This window comes from Candidatus Ishikawaella capsulata Mpkobe, from assembly GCF_000828515.1.
Lineage (GTDB): Bacteria > Pseudomonadota > Gammaproteobacteria > Enterobacterales > Enterobacteriaceae > Ishikawella > Ishikawella capsulata.
Window position 1 is genome coordinate 660,454 of sequence record NZ_AP010872.1, and the last position, 17,625, is coordinate 678,078.

Here is a 17,625-nt window from a genome sequence, read left to right on the forward strand (position 1 = left end):
AACTACGTATACCGGATATTAGATATAATGTTATTATTATAAATATTCCAAACTATTCATTAATTTATTTTAATAAAAAATATATTTTATAAAGTAATTATTGGTCGTATTGATCATAAAACTCCTATTATACAAAGGATAATATTAAAGTATATAATGTACTAGCAGTCTTAGTGAATGATATTATTTATAAATTTAAGTTAAACCATAATTATCTTAGCAAAAATGGATTTGAGTTATATTTGAGAAATGCAGATGATTATCAAAGAATTGATATCACTAAAATTAATAGCAAGATTATCTCACCTTCTTCTTTTCCTTATTATATTCGTCAACTCCTCAGTACAATAAATGCAATGGGAAGATATAAATTTGATCTGCCTAATTTAAATTCGGTTTATCTCCATGATGCTCCCCATCATGATTTATTTAAGAGCCATATTCGTGTTTGTATACGTATAGATAAGGCGGCTCATGATACTTACCAAAAGTATACTTAAAAAAAATAATTTTTGCTAAAATACACAAAAATAATTAAACACAATATATATGAATAGATCAAAAGTTTTTTATTTTCTATTGTTTATTCAATGGCTTGTATGAATATTAATTCTCATTTGCAATTTAAAAAAGATATTTATAATATATGGTTATATAATGAAACTAAATGATAATTTCTACATAAATATAATAAAATATACTATATTGACTGATAATATAAGTATAAAAGGTATTACTAGAAAAATTTAAAAATCATGTAAGCATACTAATAATTTATTTATAAAAGTGCACTTCATACTAATCATAAGATTAAATCTTATTTATATACAGTAAATATATGGATTATAAAATTATTGTATTAACAAATTTTTTGCAAAATTGTTTAATAATTTGGTGTAAAAATACTTACGACTGCGCTTTAGTAGATCCTGGTGGTGATACCAATAAGCTTAAAAAGCAATTATTAGATATTGAATTAAAACCTAACAAAATTTTACTTACTCATGGTCATATTGATCATGTTGCTGGGGCCGCGGAATTGGCAAGTTTTTATAAAATACCTATTATAGGCCCTCACATTCAAGATTTATATTTGCTAAATAATTTACCAAACCAAAGCAAAATGTTTCATTTTCCCAAATGTGAACCTTTAAGGCCAGATTATTTTTTAGAGGAAAATAATATTATTAATATCGGAAACATTAGGTTAGAGGTAATACATTGTCCTGGACATACACCAGGTCATATAGTTTTTTTCAATCGTAAGAACAAATTACTTATTGCTGGTGATACTCTTTTTAAAGGTAGTATAGGCCGTACAGATTTTTTACAAGGTAATTATCAACAATTGGTAACAGTTATAAAACAAAAAATCCTATCATTGGGAGATGAGGTAATCTTAATACCTGGACATGGCCCTATATCTACAGTAGGTAAGGAAAGGATTACTAATCCTTTCCTAAAATAATATAATTATTAAATTACAGCTGTAATTGCTGAACATAAATTATATATATTATTTGTCGTGATGCCAGCTATATTTATTCTTCCTGAGTCAACAATATATATTCCAAAATCTTTACGTAAGCGAATGACCTGTTGTTTTGTCAATCCTGTATAAGAAAACATTCCATATTGTTGTGTAATAAAATTGAAGTCACGTGTTGCACCCATCTCCATTAAATGAGTTACGAACAATGTTCGCATGTCTTTAATACGTTTTCTCATATCAGTAAGTTCTTGTTGCCACTCATTACGTAATGCATTATCACTTAATATTTTTACTACAACTGCAGCACCATGTGCCGGTGGATTAGAATAATTGCTTCTAATAATCAATTTTATTTGACTTAACACATTTTTAATATGTTTTTCTTCTAGGGAGACTACACTAAGAGCACCTACTCTCTCATTATAAATACCAAAGTTTTTAGAATAAGAGTTAGCAACAATCATTTCATGGTTATTATTTAAAAAAATGCGAATTCCCTCAGCGTCTTTATTCAAATTATTTGCAAATCCTTGATAAGCAAAATCAAATAATGGAATCCAACCATTTAATTTAGATAATTCGGAAAGTTTTTCCCATTGAGTAGATATCAGATCAATACCTGTTGGATTATGACAACATCCATGTAAAAGTACGGCATCTCCTTTTTTGGCCTCATGCAATGAGGTAATCATTCCATTAAAATCTAAAATATGATGTTGATCATCATAATATTTATAATTAATAACTTCCAATCCTGCAGCCTTAAATATATTGTAATGATTTGGCCAAGTTGGAGAACTTACCCATATGCGTTTGCAAATAGTTTGAGAAAGCAGAAAATCTGCAGCTATACGTAAAGCAGCAGTTCCACCAGGTGTTTGTACTGTACAAGTATATTTAGCTTTATTATGATGATTTTCCATTCCAAATAATAAAATTTGCGTATAATACGCAAATGCTAGTAATCCTTCTATACTGAGATAATTTTTTGTATTTTCATATTCAAGTAAATATCTCTCAGCTTTTTTTACCGTATTCAAAATAGGGGTTTTACCGGTATTATCTCTATAAATACCTATACCAAGATTAATTTTATAAGAACGAGGATCTGTAGAAAATAAATCTGCTAATCCTAAAATGGGATCCGCAGGTGCAATAGCAATAGATTCAAACATATTATACCTTAGCTTAGTTATTTATAATAGAAAACACTTTACTATAAGATTAATCAATCTTATTGAACATTTATTTTATTGAAAATAATTATTTTAATTCGCGAACATAAATTACATATTTATAAAGATCTTTATTACTCACATAATTAGTGGTCGCTTATACATATCTAATAAATGGAGTTAATCAACAATCAAGGACATTAATTTTATATTTTTTACTGGAGTTACACAAATCTTTGCTCGTTTAATTCTGTTTTTTGAACTTGACAGAAATATGTAACTAGTACCTGTATTTTCACAGTATAATGCTGCTACATCAAAATGAGAAGTATCATACTGTATTACCGTTGCAGAAGTTTTGTTTTTATGATGTACATCTATGCTGGAGGTAATTTGTATTCATCATCTGAGTATACTGAATCAGGTTAAATATGCTATGAAATAAATTTAAGGATATTAAGCATCCTTAATTTGTCATTAGTCTAGTTAAAAGTATATTGAAGTATGCCATTATTCCGTCCAAACTATAAATTTCCATATTTTCTCAATGTAAACCCATATAAGCTAAACAAGTATGATAATTTGCTTCATGCGTATTTTATATAAAATGACTAATAGTTATTAACATTTATATTATATAGCCAGTTAAAATACATGCTTAACTTTGTGTGAAGGTAATAGCTTTATTTCAAACATCTATTGACATTGAAAGCTATTGTATTCTCTTTTGTAAGTTTAGGTTTATTGACATTTTTGTAGATATTACTGAGAAATGTTCTTTTCCCATCATAGAGAATTAGTTTTGAATAGTCTTGATTTATAATGAAGAATTACATTCACCGCATTTATGATAAATGATATCTCTATCAATATTGCGTTTCATTATGGTAATTCTTAGTTAAATCATAATTAATGATTTAATAATATTAATATTTTTAAAAATCAATATTGTATGGACTTCTAGGAAAGGGAATAACTTCTCTTACATTATGTATTCCAGTAATATAAGCAATTAAGCGCTCAAAACCTAAACCAAAACCTGCATGAGGAACTGTACCATAACGACGTAAATCACGATACCACCAATAATCACTCTTGTTAAGTCCAATTTCATCTAAACGTTTATCTAATATTTCCAGACGTTCTTCTCGTTGAGAACCGCCGATAATTTCTCCTATTCCCGGTACCAATATATCCATTGCAGATACTGTTTTCATATCATCATTGAGACGCATATAAAATGCTTTAATTTGTTTTGGATAATTTTTAATTACTACTGAACTTTCAAAATATTTATCTGTTAAATAACGTTCATGTTCAGAAGCTAGATCCATTCCCCAAGTTATCGGTATATTAAAATATTCATGGTGTTTCTGCAAAATATCAATAACTTCTGTATAATCTAAGCACAAAAAGTTAGATAAAAGTAATTTTTCTAAACGTGATATTATTGATTTATTTGAATTTTTATCAAGATATGAAAGATCTTCTGCACGATTTTCTAAAATAACCTTTACAACATACTTTAACATAGATTCGGCTAATATAATTATATCATTAAGATTAGCAAATGCTATTTCTGGTTCTAACATCCAAAATTCTGCTAAGTGACGGCTTGTATTAGAATTTTCAGCTCTAAAAACTGGACCAAAAGTATATACTTTTGATAAAGCACATGCATAAGCTTCAGCATTTAATTGACCAGATACCGTTAAAAATGTTTCTTTACCAAAAAAATCCTTGCTATAGTCTACCTTATTATTTAAATTACGTGGTATATTTTCTATATCTAACGTAGATACTCTAAACATCTCACCAGCTCCTTCTGTATTCGAAGAAGTTATTAAAGGAGTAGATATCCAGTAGTATCCATGTTGATCAAAAAATTGATGGAGAGCTAATGCTAAAGTATGACGGATACGTGTCACTGAACCTATCAAATTTGTTCGAGGACGTAGGTGTGCTATTTCTCTCAAATATTCCATACTGTGTTTTTTAGGAGCTATTGGGTAAGTTTCAGGTTTGTCTATCCACCCTATTACATCAATTTGTATAGCATAAATCTCAACAGATTGGCCTTTACTTGGAGACTTTTTTACATATCCGGCAATTGATACAGAACAACCTGATGTCAGGTGTAGGATCTCACTCTTGTAATTTTTAAGATTATTATTAGCTATAACCTGCACAGTATTTACACAAGAACCATCATAAATAGCAATAAAAGAAATACCTGCTTTTGAATCTCTTCTAGTACGGACCCATCCACGTATAATAACTTTATTTTCTACTTTTATCCTACCATTTAGTATATCCGCTACCAGCATAGTTTTCATAAGGTCTTTATCTCTATCTTTATTATCATAATGTTTAACAATTTTTTAAATCTATCCGCAGATAATCTAAATATTTATTTACTTATATTTAAATCATTTTATGTTTTTATAAATGTTATATAGCATGCTTTACATAACTATTTAATATAATATCCTTACTGGAAATATCAAAATGTTTTGCAACTGACCATAAAATTTGATTAAATAATTGCTGATTTAAATAAATTCTTCTCTACATAATATTACAGAACTCATATTATTTGAATTTCATCAGCATAAAAGAAAGGCCTAGTTATAATATTATTCAGACGATAAAAACACTTTACCGACCATTATAATGACCATAAAATACAGATGCATATATATATTTTATATGCATCTGTATCAAGTAGCCTGGTTAATATAGCATAACCATCTTTAATTATGGATTTATTGGTATTAATTCTAAAAAATTTTTAATTCTCTATTAAAGTAAGCAACTTATTATATCTTATACATAAAGTGATTTGCTATCAAATCATATTTTATTTATATGTTTTATCTAAGCTTAGTTAATAGTAAAAATGGAATATTTGATTAAGTAAAATATACTTACCGTGAAAATATGTATTCATTAACATTTATAAAGAATTAAATTATTTACTATATAAATTCCTTAAGGAGGATATTATGCTGTATCCTATAATTAGATCTGCTCTCTTTAAAATTGATCCGGAACGTGCTCATAAATTAGTTTTAAAAATTTTAGGTTTGATATCCGGTACACCCTTGGAATGGCTTATTAGACAAAATTTATTTTCTAAACCAATAAAATGTATGGGATTAACTTTTAAAAATGCCCTAGGGTTAGCAGCTGGTTTAGATAAAAATGGTGAGTGTATCCAAGCTTTTAGTTTAATGGGTTTTGGTTTCATTGAAGTAGGAACAGTAACACCGTATTTACAGTTAGGAAATAAAAAACCCCGTTTATTTCGCTTAGTTGAGGCAGAAGGTATTATTAATCGTATGGGATTTAATAATATAGGCGTTGATGGTCTTATAGAAAATATTAAAAAATCAAAATTTAAAGGTATTTTAGGTATTAATATTGGTAAAAATAAAAATACTCCAATTGAATATGGAAAAGAAGATTATTTAACATGTATAGAAAAAGTATATAAGTATGCTAGTTATATTTCTATCAATATATCTTCTCCTAATACCTTAGATTTACGCAAACTCCAATATGGTAGTCTTCTAGAAGACCTTTTATTGACGATCAAAGCAAAGCAAAAATTTTTAGCAAAAAAATATTTTAAATATGTGCCAATTGTGGTTAAAATTTCTCCAGATCTTTCTGAAGAAGAATTAATCAAAATAGCCGATAATTTTATTAGGTATAAAATAGACGGTGTTATTGCTACTAATAGTAGTATAAATAAAAACATTATCAAAGGATTAAATAAAAGTCAGGAAAATGGTGGATTAAGTGGTCGACCAATACAATTGCGTAGCACTGAAGTTATTAAGTGTTTATTTCGAGAATTACGAGGACGTATCCCTATTATTGGGGTAGGTGGTATTGATTCATTAATTGCTATGCGCGAAAAAATGATTGCTGGTGCATCATTAGGACAAATTTATTCAGGCTTAATATATAAGGGTCCTATTTTAGTGAAAAATATAGTAAATAATTTATAACTTCTTATTTAAAATATTATTTTATAGTATTTATATACTCATATATATACTTAAACTTCATATTATGAAGTATGAAGGACAGGTAATTTTTTTTATTTTGAATTTTACTTCCATTATCAACATAACAAACTGATATATACTCAAGATAGTACTAAAGGCTTTTATCCATTAATACAAATTGGCCTTTAATAAATTAACTAATGTTATTCTGTCATCAATTCAACATTTTTAAAACATTATAATAAAAAATTAAATTATAATTAATGACGCAAACAAGGTTCTTGAAGTTGTTGTCTGATCGAACTAGCAAGTTCATCTAAAGAAGGTTGGTCAAGATGTTCACACAAAACTTCTCCATATAATTGCACTTCAGCCACATAGGTATAGACTGCTTCTCCTGAATAATTTTCTATAATTACGTGATACCATGGATCTGTACGTAATGATTCAGAAACACCAAATTCTTCTAATTTAGGTGTTGTCAAGGAATATTCGGGATCGACATCAATTATTACTCCGAGCAGACCTGACATTTTATGTCTCACTTGTTGCCCAATGGCAAATTTAGTGAAAATCATCATGACCTCCAAAAGTACCACGTTTATCAAAATGGAGTTAGATTAAATTATTTTAAAGATAAGTAATATTACTTAAAATTTTTTTTTATGATCCGTAGTATATCCATAACAATGATTTTCTACCAATATCTTATTAATAAATACAACATCTAATATCAATAAAAAACTTATTGGTCCATCTCTCCGTTTATATTAATTTTCTTATAAAAATACCTTTATGCCTAAGTTTTTAAACCTCAATGAATGCATATCAAACTTATAGGTATATAAAATATACGTAATATCAAATGATATATCCAGATATTCAAAAATATTTAAACATATCTTTCTAAGAAAAAATTTTTTTAATCTCTAATTAAACTGTTTTAACTATATATATGTAAATCTTATCTAGAGTGAGATATGGTTATACATATATACATGATTATATTTATAAAAGTTTCTTTAAAAAAAGACAAATTAATCATTACTATGATTTTTAGTAATTCAGGCAAATACAAGATTATTATCTATTAGTATTTCACTGCCTGAATTTTAATATTCATACTGAAGCTTATAATGAAAAAAAAATTGTTGTAATTTTCTTAGTTTGGATTAGTTTAAAAACCCATATTGTCCACGCTGATCTTTATCATAAATATAATTATTGGTATGAGGGAATTAAAAGTGGTTTATCTCATTTTCATAACACTCAATAGTGGTAATGGTTATGTAAATAATTATGGTATAACTTATTCCAATAAATTTGTATGGAGTACGTTTTTAGGGTATCAGCTGAGCTTGAGGTAGGTTATGATTGGGGTAATGTATGGCATGGTGGAAAACAGAATTTAGTATATAACTCATGGTATTCATATATTCTATAAATACACTTATGCTACACTATTTAGTATATTAAATATCTCTCATAGTATAGGTTTTTTAATATGGCATCTTTATACTTCTCAGATTAATAATTTTATAAATCCTCCAATAGAGGATTATATAAGTATCTCCATTTTATTATCTGTAGGTTTGGAATATTTATTACAATGTCATTGGATAACAATAACTAGATTATCAGATTATACCTCACATAGGTGATTATAATATAGTAGGAACATCTCCCATTAATTATATGTTGAGTATTACTATTAGTAAAGTTTTTTGTGATAAATATTCAAAATATCCAATGAGGGGTCATTGGTCAATCGCAAAAGTTAAACACTATCTTCTAAAGGCTACAGTATTCTTTGATTTTAACAAATATATATTAAATCAGAGCGCAAAAGCAAGGGTAAAGCTATTTGTTAGTGAATTGAGTACTCTGAATCTAAAAGAGGTATGGATAATAATGTTAGGTTATACTGATCGTATTGGAACTTATGAATATAACTACAAACTTGCTAAATAACGCCTAATATCTGTTACTAACTACCTACTAAATCAAAGAATATATGCATTTTTTTATTTATGTTTTATAAACATGAATGTGATAATATTGTATTACATAAATCTCTTATTAAACTTCTGGCCAAAGATCATCGAGTAATAATACAAATAAAAGCTATTAAATAAAGACAAAAATATAATTTATAAACAAATCTGATAAATATAGACATATAATATTGAATATTTTGAAACTTACTGAGCAAAATTTACGATTTAATACTGATAGCTATAAAAAAATTTTTTCGCAAAATTTTATAGATGATATAGACAGTTTTTCTTTAGTGCAGCCCAGATTATTCAGCACATTAACTAATTTTTGTAGACGTAAATATACATTTCCAATACTACTGATTCGTAGTCAAGAAAACATAAACTATTTAGCTAAGATTGCTAATGTGATTAAACGTTTATATATTCAAGATGGTACACTTTATGGTGGTGAATATCATATAACTTCTAATAATATTATTTTAAAACCACCTAAAGATCCTTCTAATCCATTTACCAGTTTAGGCAAAGTTATATATGCAGAATGGATAGAACTGGAAAAACTATTAGGATCTGTACATGCATATAAAAAATATATCAATTTAATACCCGGTATAGTTCATCAAGCAAATGGCGGCTTTCTACTTCTTTCTTTGCGTACTTTATTAAAACAACCTCTTATGTGGAAAAGATTAAAACAATGCATAATCAAAAAATTATTTGAATGGTTTATTCCTAATAATATTACTCGGATAAGCAGTTCAATCCCTGCTTTACCTATGAATTTACGATTAGTACTATGTGGTGAATATGATTCATTAGCTTCTCTACAACAATTAGAGCCAGAAATACATAAATTAGCTATTTATACTGAATTTGAAGAACAAATCACAATAATTACTAGAAAAGATATGTTTGCATGGTGTCACTGGACTTCTGTTATTGCAAGAGAAGCTAAAATTCCACATCCTCAAGCAGATTTTTGGCCTGTGTTAATTCATGAAAGTTCACGTTATACAGGTGCGAAAAACACTTTATCTTTATGTCCATGTTGGTTGTTACGGCAATTACAAGAAGCTATGCTCTATGGTAATATATTGAATAAAAAATCTTTGCAAAAAGCTATTGAAATACGCTATTGGCATGAAAATTATGTTTATAAAAAGATGTATAATGAAATTATATTAAAAACTATTTCAGTTCAAACAGAAGGTAAAGTAATAGGGCAAATTAATGCATTATCTGTATTTGAATATGCTGGACATCCATTGTTATGGGGACAACCTTCACGCATCACATGTGTAGTGTATCTAGGTGATGGTGAATGTATAGACATAGAAAGCAAAACCCAACTCGGAAATAATATTCATGCTAAAGGTGTAATGATTATGCAATCTTATTTACATTCAAAGTTAGCATTGGAACAACATATACCTTTTTCTGCCTCTTTAGTATTCGAACAATCATACGAAGAAATAGATGGTGACAGTGCATCATTGGCTGAACTATGTGCTGTAATAAGTGCAATTAGCTCTCAACCAATTGATCAACAAATCGCGGTGACAGGATCTATTGACCAATTTGGAAATGTTCAACCGGTGGCTGGTCTTAATGAGAAAATAGAAGGATTTTTCTATATTTGTTATAAAAGATATCTTACTCATAATCAGGGAGTAATTATTCCAGCAGACAATGTTAATCATCTTAGCTTAAATGAAGATGTTATTAAAGCAATACAAGAAAAAAAATTTCATATTTGGGCTATAAAACATGTGGATCAAGCTTTACAAATTCTTACTGGATTACCCTGGGATAATGCACAAGGCCCATCATTAATAAAGAAAATTAAAGAAAAGATTTGTAAAAACCATAAAACTAATACAAATGAAATTCCTTGGTTATTTAGGTGGTTAAATTGGGGACAGTAAAATTTCTTTAGATATGCAACATATGTTTTTTATTAATTCAATTAAGCGTGATTATTTATTGACATAAGCTATGTATGATAAATGAAAAAAATTATTTATGGATAGTGGTAATAGTAATATGAAATAGACTATTATTGATGGTAGGTTGAAAGATAAAATTCATTCCACTAACATATAGTTATATTATGATATAAAATCAAAGAGTAACAATTAACTAATCAATATGGTATTCTTTATACAGAAAACCTATCAATTTTTACGAACAAAAATTTTTCTGTTGTGCAGTTAAACTATCTAACATTTGAGATTTATTAAAAAGTTTGGAGAAAAATATAATAAAAGATCTTATAGTAGTTTATATCACAACATGTATTATAAAATAATTAATAAAAGAACTATAAAAAGATCACAAAATCATTCGTATGATGTTAAATTTACCCACATTAGTAAATGAAGCTATGGATCTGTCACTCCTAATCTTAAGGTTGAAAAAATACATTGATCAAGTCCTTCATTTTTATAAAACTTTTGAAAAATTACTTATGTAAAAAATGAATATTTAATCAAGTAGTAGACATAAGTTAGTTCTACACTAACTTATGTATTTAGGTCTATATAAGCTATAGCAGATCCTCCAAAAGGGTATCATCAGCATAGACCAGACTTATTTTGCTGCACAAACATTCAAAGGTGCAGCATATATGTTATTATTAGATTCCGATAAACATCCTGCTATACTCATCAAACATATAGCTTGCTCTCCTAGCTCTCCTAATAGTACTAAAATTTAAGTAGTAAAATTTTTAGATATGTAGTGATGAACGCTGTACAATAATGTATAAAAATCTTAAATTATGGCTAATAACAAAAAATAAATTTAATTTAAATTAAAATTTATTGAGATATGCAATAAGTTAGGTAACTTTTTTATCATTAATAATCAGATCAAATATAAGTAAAATAAGTAACTAAATTATTTAAGCACTAAATAAGCTTTTATAACCGAATAAGAAACTTATAAATTATCAACTGTGAATATTTTATTTTATTCCCAAAGTATGACAAATAGCATAACTTATATCATAGCGATTCATAGTATAGAAATGAAAATTCTTGACACCTTCGTAAGATAAAATTTTTACCATCTCTATGGCAATACTTGCTCCAATCATTTTGCATATTTCCGGATTATCTAAGCCTTGAAACATAATTTTCATCCAGTTAGGTATCTTTACATTAGTAAATGAAGCAAATTTTTGAACTTGCTTAAAATTTAAAATAGGTAATATTCCTGGTATAATTTCCGATTCAATTCCAATGGCAAGGCAGCGATCACGAAAACGTAAATAACTATCTATATCAAAAAAAAACTGTGTAATAGCTCTATTAGCACCATTATCAAACTTGCGTTTTAAATTAATTAAGTCAGCTTGTGCACTCTTAGCCTCCGGATGAACTTCAGGGTAGGCGGCTACAGAAATATCGAAATCACCTATTTTTTTCAGTAAATAGACAAGATCAGAAGCGTAAATTCTTGCATTTTTTTTATTTTTAAATGAATCTCCACGTAATGCTACAATATGTCTAATTCCATTAGACCAGTATTTTTGAGCAATCATGTGTAATTCTTCACATGTATTATTAATACAAGTTAAGTGAGGAGCCACTTCTAATTTAGTGTTATTTTTAATATCTTTAATAACATTATATGTAAATTGACAATCTTCAGGATTAACACCTTGAGTAACAGAAACAAATTTTGGTTTTAAACTACTTAATTGAAGTATGGACTGCCAAAGTATCTTTTTCATTTCGTTCGTACGAGGAGGAAAAAATTCAAAAGAAACATTAACATCTCCATTTAATTTGGAGATACTTTGATTGAGTATTTCTCTTTGGTTAACGTGAAAAAAAACCATTTAGTTACCTTAGTGGTTAAATATATAGTATTTCTGGAACAGAAAAACATTCAATAAATGTATCAAGAAGTAGTTTAACTAATTATAATATTATTACATAATTTGTTTTTAATACACATATAAAACTATGTCAGTTTTTAGTTATTGACTTAAATGCATTATCTAAATCTGTAATTAAATCCTGAGGATTTTCAATACCAACCGAAATCCGGAGTAATGTTTCTGAAATACCAGCTTTAGCACGTGATTGCGCTGATATTCCTGCATGTGTCATTGTGGCAGCGTGAGATATTAAACTTTCTACACCTCCTAATGATTCAGCAAGTGTAAACAGTCTAAGTGATTTTAAAAATTTTCTTAAATCATACTCATCAACATCTAACTCGAAACTCAGCATAGCTCCAAATCCATGTTGCTGACATACGGCGAATTTATAACCAGGATTACTTGGTAATGACGGATGATATAATTTTTTAACTAATGGTTGTTTTTTTAAAAATTCTATAATCAATAAAGTATTATTTTGAGCAGACAGCATGCGCAACGTTAATGTACGTAACCCGCGAAGTAATAAATAGCTATCAAAAGCGCCACTTGTAACACCTATATTATTTGCCCACCAAGCCAAGTCATTTACTATTGATGAATCTTTAGATATTACTACACCACCTAAAGTATCAGAATGACCATTAAGATATTTAGTACAAGAATGAATTACTAAATCAGCACCTAAAGTTAATGGATTCTGCAATACTGGACTAAGAAAAGTATTATCCACAACACTGAGAGTGCCATTTTCACGTGCAATTTTGCATAGGTATGGTATATCTACTACCCGTAATAAAGGATTACTAGGACTTTCAATTAATAGTAGCTGAGGTTTTTCTAAAAAAACTTTTTCTAAACCCACTTTATTGTTTTGATCAATAAATTTTACACGGTAAACTCCACGTTGACTTAAACTATCAAACAAACGATATGTTCCACCATAACAATCATATGGGGCAATAATTAAATCTTTAGGTTTAAGAAATGCTGTAGTTATTAAATGAATAGCAGACATTCCTGTATTAGTTAATACAGCTCCTATTCCACCTTCTAACTCTGCTAAAGTTCGTTGAACTATATCACGAGTTGGATTACCACGACGTGAATAATCATAAATACGTGGTGTATTAAAATCTATAAAATTATAAGTAGTTGAGAGATAAATAGGAGGAACAACACAGCCATGTTGCTCATCATTATTCAAACCACTATGAACTGCAGTTGTTTCCTGTTTGTAGGTCATAACATTTAATGTTCCTGAGCGGCACAATAAAATAAATAGGATAACCTTATTTATTTAAATATCTAGTATATTTAAAGAGTAAATATTCTATATAGTTGTCTATTGAAAGAAATTTATTTTTCTTTAGAACCTTGTATTTTAAAACGTTTGTTAAATAATTCTACACGACCTCCAGTATCAACGATGCGTTGTTTCCGAGTATAAAATGGGTGACATTTACCACAGACGTCTAAAATTATTTTGTGCTTTAGAGTAGAACGTGTATTAATTATGTTACCACAGGAACATGCTATAGTAACATTTTGATATGTAGGATGAATATTTGTTTTTTTCAAAATTATACCTCTTATAAAAACTCGATATTTTGACTTATTCCTAATTTATTTTAAGCATATTATATGCTTTACTATAGTAGCGCAAGCTAATAATTTTCTTAAGAAAAGTCAGTATATTATTTTTTTTAGAATTAAAAATACAATGAATTTTATTCAGGTAGCTTTATTTGTTCATCTACCATCGCTTTTTGATTATATTTTACCTCCTCATATGTATACAGTACAAGGAGCAAGAGTTAAAGTACCATTTCGTAATAAAAAACTTATTGGTATTGTAGCTAATATAAGTAAAGATAGTAAATTACCTTATACTAAATTAAAACATGTTACCGAAGTAATAGATAATGAATCATTGTTTTCACCCACATTGTGGCACTGTTTACAATGGGCAGCTACATATTATCATATTTCACTAAGTAAGGTTTTGATTAATGCCTTACCAAAATTTTTACGTCAAGGCAAATTGATAGATGAAGAATATATATGTAAATGGAAAATTACAGTTAAAGGTCAAGAAATAGATATAAATTATTTATACAAAACACCCAAACAACAACATATATTAAATATTCTACGTCAAAAATCTTTAACTAATCATGAAATATTTAAGTTTAATTTAAATAAAAATATATTAAATATTCTGTGTGACAAAGGACTTTGTATAGTAGAAAAATGTCTTTTGCAAACCAAAGATTGGCGAAATAGTGTATCATTAAAAAACACAAAGGTAGTATTAAACAGTGAACAAAAAAGTGTATTTGAAGCGGTAATGGATAAAAGAAAAGATTTTCATGTTTGGCTGTTAGTAACTATGATGAGTATTGATAAAACACCAGTTTATTTCTCCATTATAGAACAAATGCTATTGAATGGTAAACAAATTTTGTTTTTAGTCCCTACTATAGAAATAGCGCAAGTAATTACTTTTAAATTACGTAAAATATTTAAAGTACCTATTGATTTATTGCATTCTGAGTTGAAAGATAAAGAACGTATGACTATTTGGTTACGCGCTAAACGTGGTGAAACAGCTATAATTATTGGAACCCGTTTAGCAGTTTTTACTCCTTTAGCTTATCCAGGAATAATTCTTCTTGAAGAAGAGCATGATATTTCTTATAAGCAACCATATGGATGGCACTATCATGCTCGTAATTTAGCAATACTTAGAGCAAAAAAAGAAAATATTCCTATTATATTAGCCTCAGCAACACCTACGATAGAAACATTATATAATGTCAAACAAGGAAAATATAATCAGCTTATTTTAGGCAAAAATTTAATTCAATCAAAAGTATCTATAGATGATAACTATCATCTAAAACATATAGCACAATATGGTGGATTATCTCCGGTATTAATTCATAAACTCCATGAACATATTAAAAATAATAATCAGGTTCTATTATTACTTAATAATAAAAGTTATCGTCCTGAAATTATTTGTGATGATTGTGGATGGATAGCAGAATGTCCCTTATGCAGTAGTTATTATACTTTATATCGTAAATTACACAAATTACGTTGTCATAATTGTAATACGCAAAGTTTAATACCTATTAAATGTTTGAATTGTTGTTCAATTAATCTTTTAACTGTTGGTATGCGTACAGAAAAACTGGAAGAAAATCTTTACCAACTTTTCCCTAATATTCCTGTTTTGCGCATTGATAGAGATACAATTGAGCAAAGAGAAAAATTACAAAAATATAGGCACAATATTATGAAAAAACCCTGTATTATATTAAGTACTTACCGATTAGAAAAAATAAAATATTTTACTAATGTAACATTATTGATATTATTAGATATAGATAATATTTTATTTTTTAATGATTTTCGAGCTTCTGAACGTTTTGCTCAATTCTATATACAAATGAATCAATACTTACATTTTTATCCAATGAAAAGAGAAATTATATTGCAAAGCTCTAATCCAGAAAATTTTTTTTTAAAAAATTTAATAAAAAAGGGTTATTTTGCTTTTGCGGAAAGTTTATTAATAAACCGTAGGTTATTTTCTTTACCTCCTTGGACTCATCATGTACTCTTAAAAGCAAGAAATCCTGATAGTAAAAAAGCAGAATATTTTTTATATCAGTTACGTAATTTATTAGAAAATATTTCATATAATGATAAATATTTTTTCATTATGGGTCCTGTGCTAGGCAATGGAATTTGGCATTGGCAACTTTTACTTCAACATCCTTACCGTAATATTTTACATGCAATAATAGCTCAGCTGATATTATTAATAGAAAAAAATCCTCTTACTACATATAAGGTGAAATGGATAATAGATATAGATCCTATTGCAAATTAAACTATATTATCATAAATAAAGCAAATATATGTGCTCTTAAATTGAAATAATCAATTTTATGAAAATTAATTTTTTATGTTTACAACAAAGTACTTTATGCTGTAAAGCATATTGTTTACAATATATACTTGTTGTTAATATATTGCTTAATTAGCAATTTGCTATAAAATTAATTATATATTGCAAATAAATTAGATAAAAATATACCTCAATATATAGGTATCAAAAGTACTTGGTAAAAAGTATTGTGAATAATAAATTTACTAAAAGACTATCTTGGTATATATGCTATATAAAATATTTAAAAATAAAATAAATATTCTATATACAATAGTAGTTGTTCAATATTAAATAATATTTATAAAAAGCAGGCAATTAATATAAGTAAATATCTTATATTATACAAATATAAATTATTATTTATAATGTAGATTATTTGAAACATAAAAAATATATGAATTAACTATTGATTTACACACATATAATCTTTATTATGAAATATTATTTGCATAATTGTTAAAAGTCCAATGATCAACAAAGATTATATAAACTCTCAACAAATAAAAAAGGTGTATAGAAGAAATAAGTCTACTAACGATATTAATGTCGTTTTATATTGTGTAATAACAATATTCTTTATTGTTTCTATTAAATATTGCTTTTATATATATAATAAAGAAAATGGCATTCTTCTGGTAGATCCGATAGTTAAATCTATTAGCGATAATTTACCTGCTAAACCTAAGGAGAAATGGAAATATGTTCAAGGATTACAAGAGAATATAGTTAACATTAAAATTCCTAAAATTATTTATTGTGATAATGCTATGCATAATAAATCACGTAATCAAATATCTCTAACAAAACAACAGCTGCAATTTCTAAAAGAAATACAAATAGATGAGAGTCAAAAGCCGGTGATTTTAAATAAAGTATTATGGAATGGTCAAAAAATCAAACCAAAATTTTCTAAATATGCTAAAGTAATAAAGGAAAATATGCCTAAAAGTACTTTAAAAATTAATATAAATAGTAGCTAAATTGTTTTAACAATATTAGCATAATATGCATTATGATCAGCTATAAGTAATTATTGCATTAATTAGTAGTCATGCTCATATAAAATTGTATGATAGTTATCAAATATAA

At 27.3% G+C, this 17,625-nt stretch carries 13 protein-coding genes; 7 read left to right on the forward strand and 6 right to left on the reverse strand.

Translation table 11 applies throughout. From position 1 onward, the window contains the following. The first annotated feature begins 173 nt into the window (after window positions 1–173). Entirely contained in the window at window positions 174–500 is a 327-nt protein-coding gene (locus ICMP_RS02910) for a hypothetical protein (protein WP_041069808.1), read from the forward strand. 338 nt (window positions 501–838) lie between these two features. Then, complete coding sequence (locus ICMP_RS02915; protein ID WP_041069811.1) at window positions 839–1,468, forward strand: MBL fold metallo-hydrolase; 630 nt, start codon at window positions 839–841, stop codon at window positions 1,466–1,468. 8 nt (window positions 1,469–1,476) lie between these two features. Here the strand turns inward: ICMP_RS02915 and ICMP_RS02920 are convergent, their stop codons facing one another. Both ICMP_RS02920 and asnS read right to left on the reverse strand, forming a co-directional pair. Further along, the gene (locus ICMP_RS02920) at window positions 1,477–2,667 is read right to left on the reverse strand and encodes an amino acid aminotransferase (RefSeq protein ID WP_041069814.1); all 1,191 of its coding nucleotides are present in this window, start codon (window positions 2,665–2,667) and stop codon (window positions 1,477–1,479) included. A gap of 935 nt (window positions 2,668–3,602) precedes the next feature. After that, entirely contained in the window at window positions 3,603–5,003 is a 1,401-nt protein-coding gene (asnS, locus tag ICMP_RS02925) for an asparagine--tRNA ligase (protein ID WP_041069817.1), read from the reverse strand. A 669-nt stretch (window positions 5,004–5,672) separates the two neighbouring features. On the opposite strand from asnS, the gene pyrD reads away from it, so the two are divergent. Then, the gene (pyrD, locus tag ICMP_RS02930) at window positions 5,673–6,683 is read left to right on the forward strand and encodes a quinone-dependent dihydroorotate dehydrogenase (RefSeq protein WP_041069820.1); all 1,011 of its coding nucleotides are present in this window, start codon (window positions 5,673–5,675) and stop codon (window positions 6,681–6,683) included. Between the two features lie 260 nt (window positions 6,684–6,943). Here pyrD and hspQ read toward each other — a convergent pair whose 3' ends face one another. Continuing rightward, the gene (hspQ, locus tag ICMP_RS02935; protein ID WP_041069823.1) at window positions 6,944–7,261 is read right to left on the reverse strand and encodes a heat shock protein HspQ; all 318 of its coding nucleotides are present in this window, start codon (window positions 7,259–7,261) and stop codon (window positions 6,944–6,946) included. 1,117 nt (window positions 7,262–8,378) lie between these two features. Here hspQ and ICMP_RS02940 point away from each other — a divergent pair. Both ICMP_RS02940 and ICMP_RS02945 read left to right on the forward strand, forming a co-directional pair. After that, window positions 8,379–8,654, forward strand: coding sequence for an OmpA family protein (locus ICMP_RS02940; protein ID WP_041069826.1), 276 nt, complete (start codon window positions 8,379–8,381; stop codon window positions 8,652–8,654). Window positions 8,655–8,868: 214 nt separating this feature from the next. After that, window positions 8,869–10,608: an AAA family ATPase gene (locus tag ICMP_RS02945; RefSeq protein WP_102032548.1), complete on the forward strand. Its 1,740-nt coding sequence runs from the start codon at window positions 8,869–8,871 to the stop codon at window positions 10,606–10,608. 1,040 nt (window positions 10,609–11,648) lie between these two features. On the opposite strand, the gene metF is transcribed toward ICMP_RS02945, so the two are convergent. From metF to rpmE, 3 genes are all read right to left on the reverse strand, one after another. Next, on the reverse strand, window positions 11,649–12,527 hold the full coding sequence (gene metF, locus ICMP_RS02950; RefSeq protein WP_041069832.1) for a methylenetetrahydrofolate reductase: 879 nt from the start codon (window positions 12,525–12,527) through the stop codon (window positions 11,649–11,651). Between the two features lie 130 nt (window positions 12,528–12,657). Then, entirely contained in the window at window positions 12,658–13,818 is a 1,161-nt protein-coding gene (gene metB, locus ICMP_RS02955) for a cystathionine gamma-synthase (protein ID WP_041069834.1), read from the reverse strand. 113 nt (window positions 13,819–13,931) lie between these two features. After that, on the reverse strand, window positions 13,932–14,153 hold the full coding sequence (rpmE, locus tag ICMP_RS02960; protein ID WP_148310060.1) for a 50S ribosomal protein L31: 222 nt from the start codon (window positions 14,151–14,153) through the stop codon (window positions 13,932–13,934). A 142-nt stretch (window positions 14,154–14,295) separates the two neighbouring features. Between rpmE and priA the strand changes: the two genes are divergently transcribed. Together priA and ICMP_RS02970 are read left to right on the forward strand one after the other, a co-directional pair. Further along, window positions 14,296–16,476: a replication restart helicase PriA gene (gene priA, locus ICMP_RS02965; RefSeq protein WP_041069836.1), complete on the forward strand. Its 2,181-nt coding sequence runs from the start codon at window positions 14,296–14,298 to the stop codon at window positions 16,474–16,476. 527 nt (window positions 16,477–17,003) lie between these two features. Continuing rightward, entirely contained in the window at window positions 17,004–17,516 is a 513-nt protein-coding gene (locus ICMP_RS02970) for a hypothetical protein (protein WP_041069838.1), read from the forward strand. The last annotated feature ends 109 nt before the right edge of the window (window positions 17,517–17,625 follow it).